This window comes from Methylobacterium sp. NPDC080182 (assembly GCF_050281105.1).
Taxonomy (GTDB): Bacteria; Pseudomonadota; Alphaproteobacteria; order Rhizobiales; family Beijerinckiaceae; genus Methylobacterium.
The window spans coordinates 73,215-88,560 of record NZ_JBNNWO010000005.1; the positions used below are offsets into that span (position 1 = coordinate 73,215).

Annotated in this window: 14 protein-coding genes and 1 tRNA gene; 8 read left to right on the plus strand and 7 right to left on the minus strand. The window is 73.8% G+C overall.

Features of this window, described 5'->3' with window-relative positions; genetic code table 11:
- Positions 1–9: 9 nt before the first annotated feature.
- Positions 10–756: a transporter substrate-binding domain-containing protein gene (locus ACQKQD_RS10915; protein WP_427508352.1), complete on the minus strand. Its 747-nt coding sequence runs from the start codon at positions 754–756 to the stop codon at positions 10–12.
- A gap of 108 nt (positions 757–864) precedes the next feature.
- Positions 865–941 (minus strand) — tRNA-Arg (locus ACQKQD_RS10920).
- Positions 942–1,118: 177 nt separating this feature from the next.
- On the opposite strand from ACQKQD_RS10920, the gene ACQKQD_RS10925 reads away from it, so the two are divergent.
- From ACQKQD_RS10925 to ACQKQD_RS10935, 3 genes are all read left to right on the plus strand, one after another.
- Positions 1,119–2,210 carry an acyltransferase family protein gene (locus tag ACQKQD_RS10925; RefSeq protein WP_427508353.1) on the plus strand — a complete coding sequence of 364 codons (1,092 nt, stop codon included), beginning with the start codon at positions 1,119–1,121 and terminating at the stop codon, positions 2,208–2,210.
- 86 nt (positions 2,211–2,296) lie between these two features.
- The gene (locus tag ACQKQD_RS10930) at positions 2,297–2,716 is read left to right on the plus strand and encodes an RNA polymerase sigma factor region1.1 domain-containing protein (RefSeq protein ID WP_427508354.1); all 420 of its coding nucleotides are present in this window, start codon (positions 2,297–2,299) and stop codon (positions 2,714–2,716) included.
- Positions 2,717–2,795: 79 nt separating this feature from the next.
- Complete coding sequence (locus ACQKQD_RS10935) at positions 2,796–3,185, plus strand: phage holin family protein (RefSeq protein WP_427508355.1); 390 nt, start codon at positions 2,796–2,798, stop codon at positions 3,183–3,185.
- Positions 3,186–3,364: 179 nt separating this feature from the next.
- On the opposite strand, the gene ACQKQD_RS10940 is transcribed toward ACQKQD_RS10935, so the two are convergent.
- Together ACQKQD_RS10940 and ACQKQD_RS10945 are read right to left on the minus strand one after the other, a co-directional pair.
- Entirely contained in the window at positions 3,365–5,071 is a 1,707-nt protein-coding gene (locus ACQKQD_RS10940) for a sensor histidine kinase (RefSeq protein WP_427508356.1), read from the minus strand.
- Positions 5,072–5,446: 375 nt separating this feature from the next.
- Entirely contained in the window at positions 5,447–5,665 is a 219-nt protein-coding gene (locus ACQKQD_RS10945; protein WP_020094759.1) for a hypothetical protein, read from the minus strand.
- A 225-nt stretch (positions 5,666–5,890) separates the two neighbouring features.
- Between ACQKQD_RS10945 and ACQKQD_RS10950 the strand changes: the two genes are divergently transcribed.
- The 3 genes from ACQKQD_RS10950 to ACQKQD_RS10960 are packed head-to-tail and all read left to right on the plus strand — an operon-like array spanning position 5,891 to position 9,715.
- Positions 5,891–7,162 carry an MFS transporter gene (locus ACQKQD_RS10950; RefSeq protein WP_427508357.1) on the plus strand — a complete coding sequence of 424 codons (1,272 nt, stop codon included), beginning with the start codon at positions 5,891–5,893 and terminating at the stop codon, positions 7,160–7,162.
- Positions 7,159–7,953, plus strand: coding sequence for a siderophore-iron reductase FhuF (fhuF, locus tag ACQKQD_RS10955; protein WP_427508358.1), 795 nt, complete (start codon positions 7,159–7,161; stop codon positions 7,951–7,953). Before ACQKQD_RS10950 ends, fhuF begins: the two co-directional genes overlap by 4 nt.
- A gap of 13 nt (positions 7,954–7,966) precedes the next feature.
- A complete protein-coding gene (locus ACQKQD_RS10960; RefSeq protein WP_042675783.1) occupies positions 7,967–9,715 on the plus strand; it encodes an ABC transporter ATP-binding protein in 1,749 nt (582 codons plus the stop codon).
- A 12-nt stretch (positions 9,716–9,727) separates the two neighbouring features.
- Here ACQKQD_RS10960 and ACQKQD_RS10965 read toward each other — a convergent pair whose 3' ends face one another.
- Positions 9,728–10,783, minus strand: coding sequence for a LacI family DNA-binding transcriptional regulator (locus tag ACQKQD_RS10965; RefSeq protein WP_427508359.1), 1,056 nt, complete (start codon positions 10,781–10,783; stop codon positions 9,728–9,730).
- A 334-nt stretch (positions 10,784–11,117) separates the two neighbouring features.
- Here ACQKQD_RS10965 and ACQKQD_RS10970 point away from each other — a divergent pair, with 334 nt between their 5' ends.
- On the plus strand, positions 11,118–11,798 hold the full coding sequence (locus ACQKQD_RS10970) for a DUF4142 domain-containing protein (protein ID WP_427508360.1): 681 nt from the start codon (positions 11,118–11,120) through the stop codon (positions 11,796–11,798).
- 699 nt (positions 11,799–12,497) lie between these two features.
- Positions 12,498–12,719, plus strand: a complete 222-nt coding sequence (locus ACQKQD_RS10975) for a DUF6894 family protein (RefSeq protein ID WP_056527261.1) — start codon at positions 12,498–12,500, stop codon at positions 12,717–12,719.
- A 253-nt stretch (positions 12,720–12,972) separates the two neighbouring features.
- Here the strand turns inward: ACQKQD_RS10975 and ACQKQD_RS10980 are convergent, their stop codons facing one another.
- Positions 12,973–13,836, minus strand: a complete 864-nt coding sequence (locus tag ACQKQD_RS10980; protein ID WP_427508361.1) for an SMP-30/gluconolactonase/LRE family protein — start codon at positions 13,834–13,836, stop codon at positions 12,973–12,975.
- Positions 13,837–13,862: 26 nt separating this feature from the next.
- Positions 13,863–15,188, minus strand: coding sequence for a sugar MFS transporter (locus tag ACQKQD_RS10985; RefSeq protein ID WP_427508362.1), 1,326 nt, complete (start codon positions 15,186–15,188; stop codon positions 13,863–13,865).
- Between the last annotated feature and the right edge of the window lie 158 nt (positions 15,189–15,346).

Genomic DNA, 15,346 nt, shown 5'->3' on the forward strand with positions numbered 1-15,346 from the left:
GCGTATCCGTCAGCGCGCGACCGCGTCGTCGCGGAAGCCGCGGACATCGAAGATCCGCCGGACGACGCCGGTGCGCTTCGCCTCATTCATCCACGCCGTGACGCAGGCGAGGGCGACCGGTCGGCCCTTCGGGACGGCGACGGCGACCTGCGTCTGCTGGAAGCCGCCCGCGACGATCCGGGAGCCCGGGACCTGCAGGACCACCGGCCGCAACGTGTCGCGCGAGAGGGCGAAGGCGTCCGCCTGCCCGGCGCGCATGCGCGCGACAGCCTCGGCCACGGACGGGACGGGGCGGGGCTTCGTCCGGGTCAGCGTGCGGGCGGAGGCGCGGAACGTCGTCGTGCCCTCGATCGCCACGACCCGGAGACCCGGTCTGTCCACCTGCGCCACGTCGGTGATGCCCGACCCGGCGCCGACCAGATAGGTGCTCTCCAGGTCGTAGTAGCCCGGCCCGAAAGCGATCACCTGCCGGCGGGTCGCGTCGACCGGCATGAAGCTGACATCGATCGCCGCGGCCTGCAGGGCGTCGGCCGCAGCGCCCGAGTTCGGGAACAGCGTGACGGCCAGCGGCAGGTCGACCTTCCGGGCGAGATCCGCGCTCAGATCGGCCGTCACACCGTCGAGCCCTCCATCGGCGGCGCGGGCGACGAAGATCAGACCGGCGGACGGCGCCTCGACGAGACCGACCCGGAGCGTGCCGGTCGGGGCCAGTTCGGCCCTCGAGATCGCGTCCTGTGCGTGGCCGGGCAGCGTCATGAGAGCGGGAAGAGCAGCCGCGGATCACGCCGCCCGCACCGAGGCGCAAGCGGGCGACACGATTCGCCCGAGGGGCAGGGCCGAGCCCCGCTAACGTCTTGAGAAGATTGGCGCACCCGACACGATTCGAACGTGTGACCTTTGCCTTCGGAGGGCAACGCTCTATCCAGCTGAGCTACGGGTGCTGGCCGTGGCCATTCCCTAGCCCAACCGCGCCGGGAGCGCAACGGCGCCCGCACCGTCGCGTGCGGACGCGGGCGACGCGGCCAGATCTCCGGCGCGTGTTGCCCCGGCGTCCTTGCCTTCGCGCGCCGTTTCCCGACCCCTAAGCGCCGGGCAGAGGCGTCGCGGAGCGGGCAGGGGTGGTAGAGGCGACGGGCGGCCGGGATCCGCGGGCGAACAATTTCGGGTCCCTGCGCCTCCTGTTCGCGGGCCTCGTGATCCTCGCGCACGCCCCCGAACTCGTGGACGGGAACCGGTCCCGGGAGCTGCTGACGCAGGTCTTCGGAACCCTGTCCCTGGGGGAGATCGCCGTCGACGGCTTCTTCCTCGTGAGTGGCTACCTGATCACCGCGAGCTACCGCGCCAAGCGCTCCTTCGGCGACTATCTCGCGCGGCGGGCGCTGCGGATCTACCCGGCCTTCGTGGTCGCGTCCCTGCTCTGCATCGCCGTCGTCGCGCCCCTCGGCGGCGGCAACCTCGCGGCCGCCTCGCCGCTCGAGACGCTGCTGCGGCTGTCGCTGCTGCTGATGCCGGTGGTCCCGGGCGCCTTCGCCGAGTTGCCCTACCCGCTGCTCAACGGCTCGATGTGGACCATTCCGTGCGAGTTCGGCTGCTACCTGCTGCTCGGCCTCGTCGGCACCGCCCGCGCCCTGCGCCGCCGCGGGCGCTATCTCGGCCTGCTCGGGGGGCTCGGCAGCCTCCTCGCCCTGCGCTGGCTCTTCCTGCCCGTCGGGCATCCGGGCGACACCCTCGGATCCCTGTCGGAGATGATCCGCCTCACCTTCGTGTTCTGCTGCGGCGGCGCCTTCCGGCTGTTCGCCGACCGGATCGCCTACACGCGGCGCGGCGCGACCCGCGCCGCCCTGCTGCTCCTGCCGCTGATGTTCAGCCGACCGCTGGCCGAGCCGGCCTTCGCGATCCTCGGCGGCTACCTGATCTTCTGGTTCGCCTTCGCGGTGCGCCCCACCGCCCTCAGCCGCGCCACCGCCCAGGTCGACCCGTCCTACGGGCTCTACCTCTACGCGTGGCCGGTGCAGAACCTGCTGGTCGCGCGGATCCCCGGCATCTCGCCCTGGACGGTCGCCGCCCTCGCCCTCGCGGCCGCCATCCCGCTCGGCCTGCTGAGCTGGTACCTGATCGAGCGGCCGATGCTCCGGTTCCGGCCGGGACCGGGCGGCGCGCCGCCGGAGCCCGGCGCGATCCCGGCGGCCGGGGCCGCCCTCGGGGCCTAGCGCCGGAACGCCCGCGGCCGCCGGTAACCGGCGCCACCCCGGCGCGTTCTCGATGGACCATCGGGACGCGGCCGCGGAGGCGGGACATGAGGCAGGCTCTGGATCGCGCGACGCTCGACCGGCTGGTCGCCCTCGGCCGCGACCGGGGCCTCCTCACCGCCGATGATCTGCGCGCCGCGCTGCCCGTCGAGCGCATGGACGTCGACGCCCTGGTCCTCGTGATGCTGGAGCTGGAGGCGGCGGGCGTGAGCGTCGAGCCGGAGGCCTTCGGCCCCCCGAATGACCGGGCGGTCCCGGTCTCGGTCGCGCTTCCGGCGCCGCGGCCCGGCACGCCGCCGGTCCGGGCCGCGGAGGCGGGGCAGGGCGCGGCCTTCGCGCCGCCCGCATCCGCCGCGCCGGCCGCCCCGGAGCCGGTCCCGGACGACGGCGCCGATGCCGGCTGGGCCGTCCTCCTGGCCGGCTTGGCGACCGTGCTGATCCTCGGCGCCCTGCTCCTGATGCTGTGAGCAACCGGCGCGGAACGCTTCGGGCCGCGGCCCCGTTGGCGAGAGCCGGCCGGTGACGGCCCCGAGGATTCTCGTATCCATGCGTCAGACCCCGGACGGAACCCTCGCCCTGCTGATCGCGGCCCTGCGTGAGGGCACGGCGCATGTCGAGGCGCTGCTCACGCTGGCGCGGACGGAGGTCGACGGCAATTTCCGGGCGCTCGTGTCGCTGATCGCCATCGTCGGCACGATCCCGGTGCTGCTGATCATCACCTTCTTCCTCGGCCTCGACGCCGTGGTGAAGCTGCTGGCCGTGCCGTTCGGTGCCGAGGCGCCGGCCGCGCTGATCGTCGCCGCGCCGTTCCTCGTCATCGCGCTCGGCCTCGGCTGGATGGGCGCCCGCCGGATGGCGCTCTCGAACCTCGAGCCCTGGCGGACGTGGCGGCAGGTGAAGCGCGACGTCCGGGAGGTGACGCGCGCCGGCGCGTGAGACCGGGACCGGAAAACCTAAAAATATCAACGTGTTTCAGAGGAATGCTCGCGCGCGGCCTGAGCGCGGGTCGACCGCGCGCGACGCGCGGCGTGCGGAGGAGCGCGTTCAACCGATCTGCCAGGATCCGTGCTCAAAGCTCTGCTCTGACGACTGAATCCGTCCGAGCCGGTCTGCACCTAGCCCGTCGGCGCCAGCATGGTGCCGAGACCCGGATCGAGCGGGACGTCGAGGCGGCAGCGCAGGCCCTCGGCCTCGAAGGCGAGGTCGACGGTGCCGGCGAGTTCGCGCCGCACGCCGCCGGCGATCAGCCGCGTCCCGAAGCCCACCCGGGTCGGCGCCCGCACCGGCGGGCCGCCGCGCTCCTCCCAGCTGAGTTGCAGGCGCCGCTCCCCGGCCGCGCCGGCGGCGAGCGACCACGCCACCCGGACGCGGCCCTCGCGGACCGAGAGGGCGCCGTACTTGGCCGCGTTGGTGGTCAGCTCGTGGACCGTCATGCCGAGGGCCAGCACCTCGCGGGGACTCAGCGACACGTCAGGCCCGTCCAGGCGGATCTGGTCGTCGCCCGTCCGGTAGGGTCCGAGCTCGCTCTCCAGCACCTCGCGCAGGGGGGCCCCGCTCCAGTCCTCGCGGGTCAGGAGGTCGTGGGTCTTCGACAGGGCCAGGATCCGCGCCTCCAGGACCTCCGCGGAGCCGCGGGACTGCCGGGCGAGGGCCTGGACGGTGGCCAGGGTATTCTTCACCCGGTGGTTCAGCTCGTGCAGCATCGTGCCCTGCTGCGCCTGCAGGGCGCGCCCGCGCTGGATCTCCGCGCGCAGCTCGGCGGTGCTGCGCTGGAGGGTGCCGGCCATGGCGTCGAGCTTGCTGCCGAGCCTGTCGAACTCCGCGGCCCCGCGCAGGCCGGTGCGGGCGGCGAGGTCGCCGGCCTGCCACGCCGCCGCGGTGCGCAGGAGCCGGTCGACCGGTCGCCGGATGAACACCCGCCCGGCCACGAGGGCGGCGGCGAGCGCCAGGGCCGCCCCCAAGGCGATCAGAACCAGCCCGCGGCGGGTGGCGGCGTCGATATCCGCGAAGGCGGTGGCGTAGTCGCGCCCGACGACGACGCGCACCCCGGCCAGCGGGCCGTCCGGCATCGCGGTGGCGATGATCCGCTTCCGGCCGTCGAGGCCGGCGGCGACGCGGACGTCGCTGCCCTGGGCCTCCAGCATGGCGGCCCGGTCGGGCGGGATCGGCCTGCCGATCCAGGCCGCCTCGTCCGGGCGGCGGGCGATGATCAGGCCGTCCCGGTCCGTCACGGTGATCGCCGTTTCCGGCTGATGGAGCGCCTGCTCCAGGTGATCGGAGAGCCAGTCGAGGTCGACGGCGGCGAGCAGGACGCCCGCCGGGGCCCCCGCCGACTCGCCGACATGGACGGCCCGGGCGAAGTGGATCGACGGCCGCTTCGTCTGGAAGCCGACCGCGTAGCCGCCCATCGCGTAGCCGCCCCGCTCCAGGGCGCGGCGGTGATAGGCCCGGCCGCGGCTCGAGTAGGAGCCCGCGGGCGCGCCGGCGCTGTCGCAGATCACGGCCCCGTCGGGGTCGGTGAGGGCGATCAGCAGCACGTGCGGCAGCCGCGCGGCAGCCCGCCGCAGGTAGGCGGTGCAGGCCGCCGGCTCCCGCACCTGCACGGTGGCATCCTCGGAGATCAGGTCGAGGGCCTGCTGCATCCGCTCGGAGATCTGGGCAAAATCCTCCGCGACGTCCCGCGCTGTGGCGCGGGCGTCGGCCCGCACGGCCGCGTCGCGGCTCGCCCGCAGGGCGACCTCGTTGTAGCCCTGGATCGCCAGCGCCGGGGCGAGGGCGAGCAGGACGAGCAGCAGGATGCGGGTCGTCAGTGACAGCGGCATCGGCGGTCAGTCGCGACCGGCGATCGGCGCGGGCGCCCGCGCGGCCAGGGTCTCCACGGAGCACGGCTCGGTGATCATCCGAATCCCCGATTCGAGTCCGCAGGTGGCGAAGGTCGCGTTCTCGGCGGAGCCGGCGACGCGCAGGCCCCTCGGATCCGGGGGTCGCGGCCACCGGGCAGGCCGCCATGGCCGACCAGCCGCCCGGCCGCCGCGTCCGCGCCCATGGGGCGGCGCCGGATCGGGCGGATGCGATCGGCGCGCGCGTTGGCGGATTCGAGGGCCGGACGCCGTCTCATGTCGGCGTTGTTGCAGAACCGGTCGGCCCTTGCCAGTGCGCCGCGCGGTCGGGGCGGCGGGAGCGTGGGCCGGCTCGCCTCAGCGCCCGCGGGGCCGGCCGGCCTCCGGACGCAGGTGCAGGAAGCTGCGCTCGCCGGTCGCGGCCTCGGCCACGTGCTGGATCGTGTCGAGCAGATCGGACACGGCCCGCGGCCCGGCCGGCCGGAAGCCCGCCCTCGGCTCGACCCAGCGTCCCTGCGTGCGGTCCGCGGCGATCTGCGCCTCGCTCAGCGCGTCGAAATCCCGGCGTCGGGTCATGGCTCAGCCCTCCGCCGGGGACTCTGTCGGGGGCATGGTTGACGAAAGGTTAACGCCGGATCCGGCGGGGCGGCGCGCCGCGAATACCCGCCGGCTTGATCCCCGGCACAGGCCTCTCTAAACAGCGAAAACCGAGGTAAATCAATAGATTAGTGTGATTATAAACTGCGGTCTCCGGACCGGCCCGGATCGCGGCACCGGTCGAGGTACGGCGTGCGGGGGGCGATGACCGGTTCCGCCGGACCCGCCATCGGCACCCGGGTCGTCGACACCCTGGCGGCCCTGCGGCCGCTGGCGCCGTTCTTCTGCCTGTACGTGACCTTCGGGGCGACGCTCGGCTTCCTGTCCGGCGGGGCGCCGCTGATCCTGCGGGCGCGGGGCGTGGAGCTGGCCGAGGTCGGGCTGCTGCAGCTCATCAACCTGCCGGTCGGGCTCACCTTCCTGTGGGCGCCCCTGCTCGACCGGCTCCGCCTGCCGATCCTCGGCCACCGGATCGGCTGGATCGCGGCCGCGCAGGCCGCCTCGGTGCTCCTGCTGGTCGTCCTGAGCCTCGGCGAAGCTTGGCCGCTCCCGGCGCTGCTCGCCCTGGCGATCGCCGCCTGCGCCTGCGTGGCGACCATGGACATCGCCCTCGAGGCCCTGGTGGTCGAGACCGTGCCGGCGGAGCGGCGCGCCTTCGTGGCCTCGGCCAAGCTGTGCGGCGCCTCCCTCGGCGGGATCCTGGGGGTCGGCGTGCTGGTCGGCTCCTACGACAGCCTGGGCTGGCGCGGGGCGGTCCTGGCCTGCGCGGCCCTCGACGCCCTCTGCCTGCTGCCGATCCTGGGCTACCGGGAGTCGCGCCTGCGCGAGATCCGGAGCGCGGGTGCCGGCACCGCGGCCGGTGCGGGCCCGGAACGCTGGTCGGGCTCCCTGGCGCGGCTGCGCCGCCTGGGCGGTCGCGTGCTGGTGCTCGGCGCCTACTTCGCCGCCTCCTACCTCGTGGGCGGGCCCAACACCCTGGCGCTCCTCGATCTCGGCGTCCCGCTCGGGCAGGTCGGCACGCTCACCGGCACCGTGCTCCCGGCCGTGAACCTCGTCATGGCGCTGGCGGCCGGATGGCTGGCCGCGCGGTTCGGCACGGTCCGGCTGATCGCCGTGGGGGCCCTCGGCGTCCTGGCCTCCGGGGGCCTGATGGTCGTCGCCTGCGCGGGCCGGGTGCCGGATCTCGGCATCACCGCCGCCGTGCTGGGCTTCGTCGCGGGCGGGTTCCTGGGCGTGCCGGTCTTCAACATGATCTACCGCTGGGCCCAGGGGCCGAAGCCCGCCACCGACTACGCGCTGCTGTTCGGCGCCGCCTTCTTCGCCGCGATGCCGCTGCGGGTGGCGGCCCCGGCGCTCGCCGGCTGGATCGGCTGGCCGGGCTACTTCGCCACCACCCTGCCGCTCTACGCCGCCGCGGTGGCGTGGCTCGCCGTCGCCGTGGACCGGACCCTGCGCGACGACGGGGCGGCGCGATGATCGCCGAGGTCGCCGCCCAGGTTCCCGACACGCTCGCGGCCTACCGGGACGGGATCGCCGAGGGCCCCGGCGGCCCGGAGGCGCTGCCCCTCGGCGCCCTGCGCGACGGGGCCGTGTTCGACGCGACGCTGGCCGCCTTCGGGGCCGGGTTCGGCGCGGCGTTCCGGACCGCCGACCCGCGGGTCCAGGTCTCCTACTGGAGCCAGTTCTACCTCGCGGCCCTGGCGACGCCGGCGCTGACCGCCCTGGTGCGCCTCGGCCGGCCGCTGCCGCTCGCCTTCGACGCGGTCAGCCTCGAGCTCGACGCGGCCGGCCGGCCGCGCCGCTTCCGCCTGCCCGCGGACGGGCCGGCCCGCGCGGCCTGCCCGGCGCCCGGCCTGACCGGGCTGGTGGAGGCGCATCTGCGCCCGTTCGTCGAACTCTGCCACGCCCGGTGCGGGATCGCCCCCAGGGTCCTCTGGGGCAACGCCGCGGTGATCCTCGACTACGTCGCCCGGGAACTCGGGGACGGGGAGGGGCCCGGCACCGCCTGCGCGAGCGCCTGCCCCACGGCCTGCCCCACTGCCCGATCCGCCGCCCGCGCCGCCGCCTGTGACGACGTCGCGGCCTGCCTCGGATGGCGCGCCGGCCCCGGCTGCGCTAGGAGCCCGCTCGAGAGTCCTCTTGCGCAGGCGCTCTGCCCGGGACCTTCGGGCTGCCGGCGGCGGCGCGTCTGCTGCCTGCGCCACCGCCTGCCGGGGGTGCCGTCCTGCGGCGCGCTCTGCCCCGTCGAGTGCGCCGCCCAACGTTGATCCGAGCCGCGCGATGCTGAAGGCCTTCCTCGCCTATTACCGGCCGTACCGGACGCTGTTCCTGGTCGATTTCGGCTGCGCGGTGCTGTCGGGCCTGCTGGAGCTCGGCTTCCCCATCGCCGTGAAGGGCTTCATCGACAGCCTGCTGCCCCGGCAGGACTGGGGCCTGATCCTGCTCGCCGCGGCCGCGCTGGCGCTGGTCTACGTCGCCAATGCCGGCCTGATGGTGGTCGTCACCTACTGGGGCCACGTGCTCGGCATCAACATCGAGACCACGATGCGGGCGCGGGCCTTCGACCACCTGCAGAAGCTCTCCTTCCGGTTCTACGACGGCCAGAAGACCGGCCACCTCGTCGCCCGGGTGACCAAGGACCTGGAAGAGATCGGCGAGGTCGCCCATCACGGGCCCGAGGACCTGTTCATCGCCGTGATGACGCTGTTCGGCGCCTTCGCGCTGATGCTCTACGTCCACGCGCCGCTGGCGCTGATCACCGCGGCGATCCTGCCGCTGATCGCGTTCGTGTCGATCCGCTACGGCGGCCGCATGACCCGCAACTGGCAGGCCCAGTACGGCCGGGTCGGCGCCTTCAACGCGCGGATCGAGGAGAATGTCGGCGGGATGCGGGTGGTGCAGGCCTTCGCCAACGAGCCCCACGAGCGCGCCCTCTTCGCCCTCGACAACGCCCGCTACCGGGACACCAAGCTCGAGGCCTACCGGCTGATGGCGGCCGGCCTGTCGATCAACTACCTGGGCCTGCGCCTCGTCCAGATCGCGGTGCTGCTCGGCGGCGCCGCCTTCGTGGTCCGGGGCGACCTGACGCCCGGGGGCTTCGTGGGCTTCCTGCTGCTGGTGGGCGTGTTCTACCGGCCGCTGGAGAAGATCGGCGCCGTGGTCGAGACGTATCCGAAGGGGGTCGCGGGCTTCCGCCGCTACCAGGAACTGCTGGCCACCGAGCCCGACATCACCGACCGGCCCGGCGCCCGCGCGGTCGGCGCCCTGCGCGGCGACATCCGTTTCGAGGGGGTGGGCTTCGGCTACGGGCCCGGCCGCCCGGTCTTCGCCGGCCTCGACCTCGCGGTGGCGGCCGGCGAGACGGTGGCGTTCGTGGGTCCCTCGGGGGTCGGCAAGACCACCCTCTGCGCCCTGCTGCCGCGCTTCTACGAGGTCGAGGCGGGCCGCATCACCGTCGACGGGATCGACATCCGCGACATCACCCTGGCGAGCCTGCGCCGCCAGATCGGCATCGTCCAGCAGGACGTGTTCCTGTTCGCCGGCACGATCCGGGAGAACATCGCCTACGGCCGCCTCGACGCCGCCGAGGCCGAGATCGACGCCGCCGCGCGGCGCGCCCGTCTCGGCGGGCTGATCGACAGCCTGCCGGAGGGCCTCGACACCGTGGTGGGCGAGCGCGGCGTGCGCCTGTCGGGCGGCCAGAAGCAGCGCATCGCCATCGCGCGGGTCTTCCTCAAGAACCCGCCGATCCTGATCCTCGACGAGGCGACCTCGGCGCTCGACACCGAGACCGAGCGGGAGATCCAGCGGGCGCTCGCCGAGCTCGCCCGCGGGCGCACGACCCTGGTGATCGCCCACCGCCTCGCCACCATCCGGGACGCCGACCGCATCGTGGTCCTGGGGGAGGGCGGGGTCGTCGAGGAGGGCCGGCACGCGGCTCTGCTCGCCGCCGGCGGCCCCTACAGCCGCCTGCACGCGGCGCAGTTCGGGCGCGGCGAAGCCGGCGCGGGCGTCCTCGCGGCGGAGTGAGAGCCGGCCTCGCTAGGGTGCCGCCGGCGCGCTCGACTCGCGCACGACGAGGCGCGCGGGGAACAGCGTCTGGGCGAGGTCGTCCGGCGCCCGCGTCCCCTCGATCAGTTCGACCAGCGTCGCGAAGGCGGACCGGACCATGTCGAGCACCGGGACATCGACCGAGGTCAGGCTCGGGACCGCGTAGGCCCCCTGGCTGAGGTTGTCGAAGCCGACGACGCGGATCTCCGCGGGGACCCGCACGCCGCCCTCGTGCAGCGCCCGCAGCACGCCGAACGCCACCCGGTCGCTGGCGGCCACGACGGCGTCCGGCCGGGCGCCGGGTCCGGCCTCCAGGAGAGCCCGCGCGGCCCGGTAGCCGCCCGCGCCGGTCCCGTCGCAGGAGACCACGAGGGCGTCGCGCAGGGGCAGCCCCGCCTCCGCGAGGGCATCCCGGTAGCCGCGGAACCGCTCGGTGGCGGCGGCGGGCCGGCGCGCGTCGCCCGCGAGCAGGCAGATCGACCGGCTCCCCGCCGCGATCAGGTGGCGGACGGCCCCGTGGACCGCGTCGCGCTCCGCCAGCGCGACGTAGTGCGTGCCGGGCACCTCCAGGCCGAACACCACGAACGGGCATCGCTTGGCCTGGAGCAGGCCGATCAGCGGGTCGTCCCGATCCTCGGCGAAGACCACGAGGCCGTCGACCCGGGCCTCGCTGACGAGGCCGGCGATCCGGCCCGGGCCGTCCGGGTCGTCGGCGCGGCGGCAGCGGTGGACCAGGGTGTAGCCCTGCCGATCGGTGACGGTGCCGAAGGTCCGGAGGACGTGGCCGTGATCGGCCGTCTCCCCCGGGCGGCCCCCGTCGGCGGCGGGCTCCGGCGCCGGAGCGAACACGCAGGCGATGCTGCGACTGGGCTTCTTGCGCAGGGACCGGGCGGCGAGGCTGGGCACGAAGTCCAGGTCGCGCATGGCCGTCTCGATGGTCTCGCGCGTGGTCCGGGCGACCTTCTGCGGGTGGTTCAGGACCAGCGAGACCGTCTGGAAGCTCACGCCGGCCCGTCGGGCGACGTCCTTGATCGTCGTCTGGCCCATCGTCACCTCGAGAGCCGGTCCGGATGGCCGCGCCCCCCGCGCGGCGCCGCCTCGTTCGGTGCGCCAATCTAGATCTGTATCGATCGGAGATAAAGCCGCGGGCCGGGCGGCGAAGACGGCGTATTCCCGCGCAAAGGCTGCGCAGGACCGGTCATTCGCGCGCGAAATCCGATCCATCCTGCGGTTTCTCGGTGCCCCGATCCCGCCGTTCGGACGGCCCGCCGGGCAGGAACCTTGTCCCCCCTGTGCGGTTCGCCGGGCAGCACCTCAAGCGATGATCGGGGCGTCGGGTGCCTCACCCAATCCGGATGCCATTCCCATGATGCACCGTCGCATGCACAGACGCGCTCTCCTCACCACGATGCTGGGCGCCACCGCGGCCCTGGCGGTCACCCGCACAGCCCTCGCGCAGGTCACGCCGGCCGGCGCGATTCCGACCGGCGCCTATCTCCAGATGGCCACCGGCGGCGGCCTGTTCCTGGAGAACACGGCCCGCGACGCCCACGCGAAGACCACCAATCCCGCCGTCAAGAAGTTCGCCCGCGCGGAGGTGGTCGAACAGGTGAACCTCGCCCGCAAGATCAGCGCCTACACGGGCGGCGCCCCGATCCCGGGCCCGGCCGCGGCGGGCCCGGGTGGCCTGATCGGCGGCCTCGTCGCGGCGCCGGTGGCGGTGGCCGGCACGGCCGTGAATGCGGCGGGCAGCGTCGCCGGCGGTGTCGTCGGCGGCGTGCTCGGCGGACCGGCTCCGGCCCAGGGCATGACCACCGACGCGCAGAAGGCGCAGATCCTGGCGCAGCTCAGCGCCATGCCGCCGGGGCCGCAATACGACGCCACCTTCGTGAACGCCTCGCTCCAGGGCCATCGGGAGGCGCTGGGCATCCACGGCGCCTACGCCCGGTCGGGCGAGGATCCCGGCCTGCGCGCGATCGCCCGCGGCGCCCTGCCGCTGATCAACCTGCACATCGCCCGGCTCGATCGGATGCAGGCGATGATGGGCGCTCAGGCGGGGTGAGCGGCCGGACGACGGGGTCGGTGCGCCGCGCGGCGCACCGGCCTCCTCGCGGTTGTCTCGCAGTTGTCTCGCAATTGTCCCACCGGCCTCGAACAGGACCCCGTCAGCCGGCCCGATCGCGCAGGCGCCGCACCAATCTGAGCAGCACGCCGCGGATATGGGATCGAAGCTGGGTGTTCTCTGCCATGGGACGCCGTTCGAAGCGCCGGATCGCGGCACCTCGAGAAACACATCCCTTGGACGGACCGTTGCTACGTAAAAAGCGGGATCGTTGCCGCGGCCGAGCCGCAGAACCACCCTCCAAGGACGTAGCCCGTGGCCCGGATCGACGGCGCCCCGCGGCCCGTATGATGGGACCGGATCGTCGACAGCACGCTCCTGATGTGCGCGCGCAGCTTGTCCTTGCGGAGCGCGGCCGTCTCGGCGCACGGGTCTGGCGGGTTGGCGGAGGTCGACATGTCACGGGGCCCCGGCTCAGGCGCGCCACCGCTCCGGGCCGTCGGACGACGGCGGGGGGACGCTGGGGATTCTTGTACTTGATAACGTGAGCGGAATCTCGGGAGGACGGCGCAGATCCGAGCAAACTCCATGTTTTAGATGCATTAAGGTTTATCCGACCGAAGACCTTTCCCAGTCGTGTATCGCACTACGTAGAGATATCCGGACGATCGCCGCGGGGCTGCAGCAGGGGGGAGGTCGGTGTCCGAGCGCTTCTACTTCGACCTCGAGAGCGGCGAGGAGACGATCCGGGACGACGACGGCGTGGAGGTCGGCAGCCTGGCCGAGGCCATGGCCGAGGCGCGCAGCGTCATCGCCGAGATGGCCGACGAGGTCTGCGCCGCCGATCCCGACCGGTCCTGGAGCTTGGTCGTGCGCGACGCCGCCGGGTACGCCCGCCACCGGCTGCCGATCCGGCGGTAGCGCCCGACAAGAAGCCCGCCGCGGCCTGGCCGGGCGGGCTTGAAGGTGATCTCGTCTCGGAGAAGGCCCGACCGTAGACCCGCCACAGGGCGACCGCATCCCCCATCCGGAGGACGCCGACGCACGATCCCGCGACCGCCTGCCCGCGACTGCCGACCCGCGACCGCCCGCCGCGGCAGCCCGGCCGCCGGAGGGCCCGCCCCGCTGGAGGAAAGATCTGCGCAGGGGACTCACGTCCTCGGCGCCGGGTCGGTCAGCCCGCGAAGGCGCGGGGCGGCAGGCCGGCGACGCCGACGTCGAGCTCGAACAGCGCGCCGGCCTCCGGCACGTGCTCCGCCCCCTGCGCCGCCGAGGTGACGAACAGCCGGTCGAGGCCGGGACCCGCGAAGGCGCAGCTCGTGATGTTGGGGGCGGGCAGGGGGATCGCGCGCAGCAGGCGCCCCGCGGGATCGAAGCGGCTGAGCCGGCCGCCGCCCCAGTGGGCGATCCACAGGCAGCCCTCTTCGTCCGTGGTCATGCCGTCGGGCCAGCCCCAATCGTCGGGGAAGCGGAGGAAGGGCCGCTTGCCCGTCAGCGCCCCGTCGGCGGCGAGGTCGAAGGCGTAGACCGTCCGGGCGGCGCTGTCGCTGTGGTAGAGGATCCGGCCATCGCGGCTGAAGGTCGGCCCGTTGGCGACGCCGTAGCTGGTATCCATCCGCCGCCACGTCAGGTCCGGGTCGAGCCGGTGTAGGGCGCCCGACACCGCGGTCTCGGCCTGGTGCATGCTCCCGGCCCAGATCCGGCCGGCGCCATCGACCTTGGCGTCGTTCAGGCGGTTGTCGGGATCGTCGGGCTCGGGGTCGCCGATCGGCGCGAGGCGGTCGGCCTCCAGGTCGTAGGTCGCGAAGCCGCTCTTCAGCCCGACGACGAAGTCGCGCCGGCCCGCGCGGGGGATGATCCAGCCGAGCGGTTCCGGGAACGGGCGCGTGCCGGTCGCGCCGTCGGCGAGGTCCAGCCAGTTCAGGGCCGGCGCCTCGATATCGACCCAGAACAGCGCGCCCCGCTCCGGAACCCAGACCGGGCCCTCGCCGAGCCGGTCGCGCCGGGGCCGGTCCAGGACGCGGATCCGCGGGTCCATGGCGGGCTCCCCGATCTGGCCGACGCTCAGGCGCCGGCCGGCCGCGCTGCGGCGCCGGTCCGGCAACCCCAGAGCGCGTAGAACAGGACGTAGAGCTCGCAGGCGGCGGTGATCAGGAAGGAGTGTTGCAGCCCGTACCGGTCCGCCGCCCAGCCCTGCACCACCACCAGCGACCCGCCCGCGATCGCCATGATCAGCAGCCCGGCGCCCTCCTCGGTGAGCGGACCGAGGCCGCGGATGCCCAGGGTGAAGATCGTCGGGAACATGATCGCGTGGAACAGGCCGACCGAGATCAGCGCCCACAGGGCGAGGTGGCCGGTCGCGAAGGTCGCCACCAGCATCACCGCGCAGGCGCCGATCGCCGCGCCGGCCAGCACGGTCTCGGCCGGGCGCCGCTGCATCAGGTAGCTGCCGACGAAGCGGCCGACCATCATGCCGCCCCAGAGCAGGAACAGGTAGCGCGAGGCCTGGGCGTGGGTCAGGTCGCCGATCTCGGGCTGCGACACGAAGTTGATGAACAGGTTCGACACCCCGATCTCGGCGATCAGGTAGATGAAGATCGCCGGCACGCCGAGCACGAGGTTGCGGTGGCGCCAGAGCGACAGGCCGGCGCGCTCGGCCCTGGCGGCCCGGGCGGTGGTGCCGCCGGAACCGCTGATGGCGGGCAGCGGGAAGCGGGCGATGACCGCGGCGAGGACGACGAGCACCACCGCCACGATCAGGTAGGGCAGTTGCACCGACTGCGCGTCGGCCAGGCGCTCGGCCGGGGTCAGGGTGGCCCCGGCCGCGGCGTTGCCCGAGGCCGAGCGGCCGAGGATCAGGTAGCCCCCGAACAGCGGCGCCAGGGTCGTCCCGAGGGAGTTGAACGCCTGCACGAGGTTGAGCCGCGCCGGGGCGCTCCCGGCCGGGCCGACTACTGCCACGTAGGGGTTCGCGGCGACCTGCAGGAGGGTGATGCCGCTGGCGATCACGAACAGGGCCGTGAGCGTGATCGCGTAGGAGACCCGGTGGGCGGCCAGGATCATCCCGAGCGTGCCCAGCGCCATGATGCCCAGTCCCGTCACCAGGGCGCGCTGGTAGCCGACGCGCTCGATCAGCTTGGCCGCCGGGATCGAGGCGACGAAGTAGGCGATGAACCAGACGGACTCGATCAGCGTGGTCTGCGTGTAGTCGAGGTCGAACACGCTGCGCAGGTGCGGCAGCAGCGTGTTGTTGATGACCGTGATGAAGCCCCACATGAAGAACAGGCTCGCCAGCAGCGACAGGGCCGGGCGGTAGCCGCCCCGGTCGCGCGCGGCCTCCGCCCCCGTCCGGGGCGCCGCGGTCCCCGCGGTCGCGATCGGTCCTGCCATCCGGCGTTGTCCTCTGCCTCTCGGGCCACCTTGTCGGGGTCCCGTGTTGTTCCTTTTATTTGTCTGAGTATATACCGGGTTCGCGGACGTCAACCGCGAGGCCCGTCGCGGTCCGGCGCACGACCGGCGCGGCGGGCGGAATCACGAAGGGGGAGAGC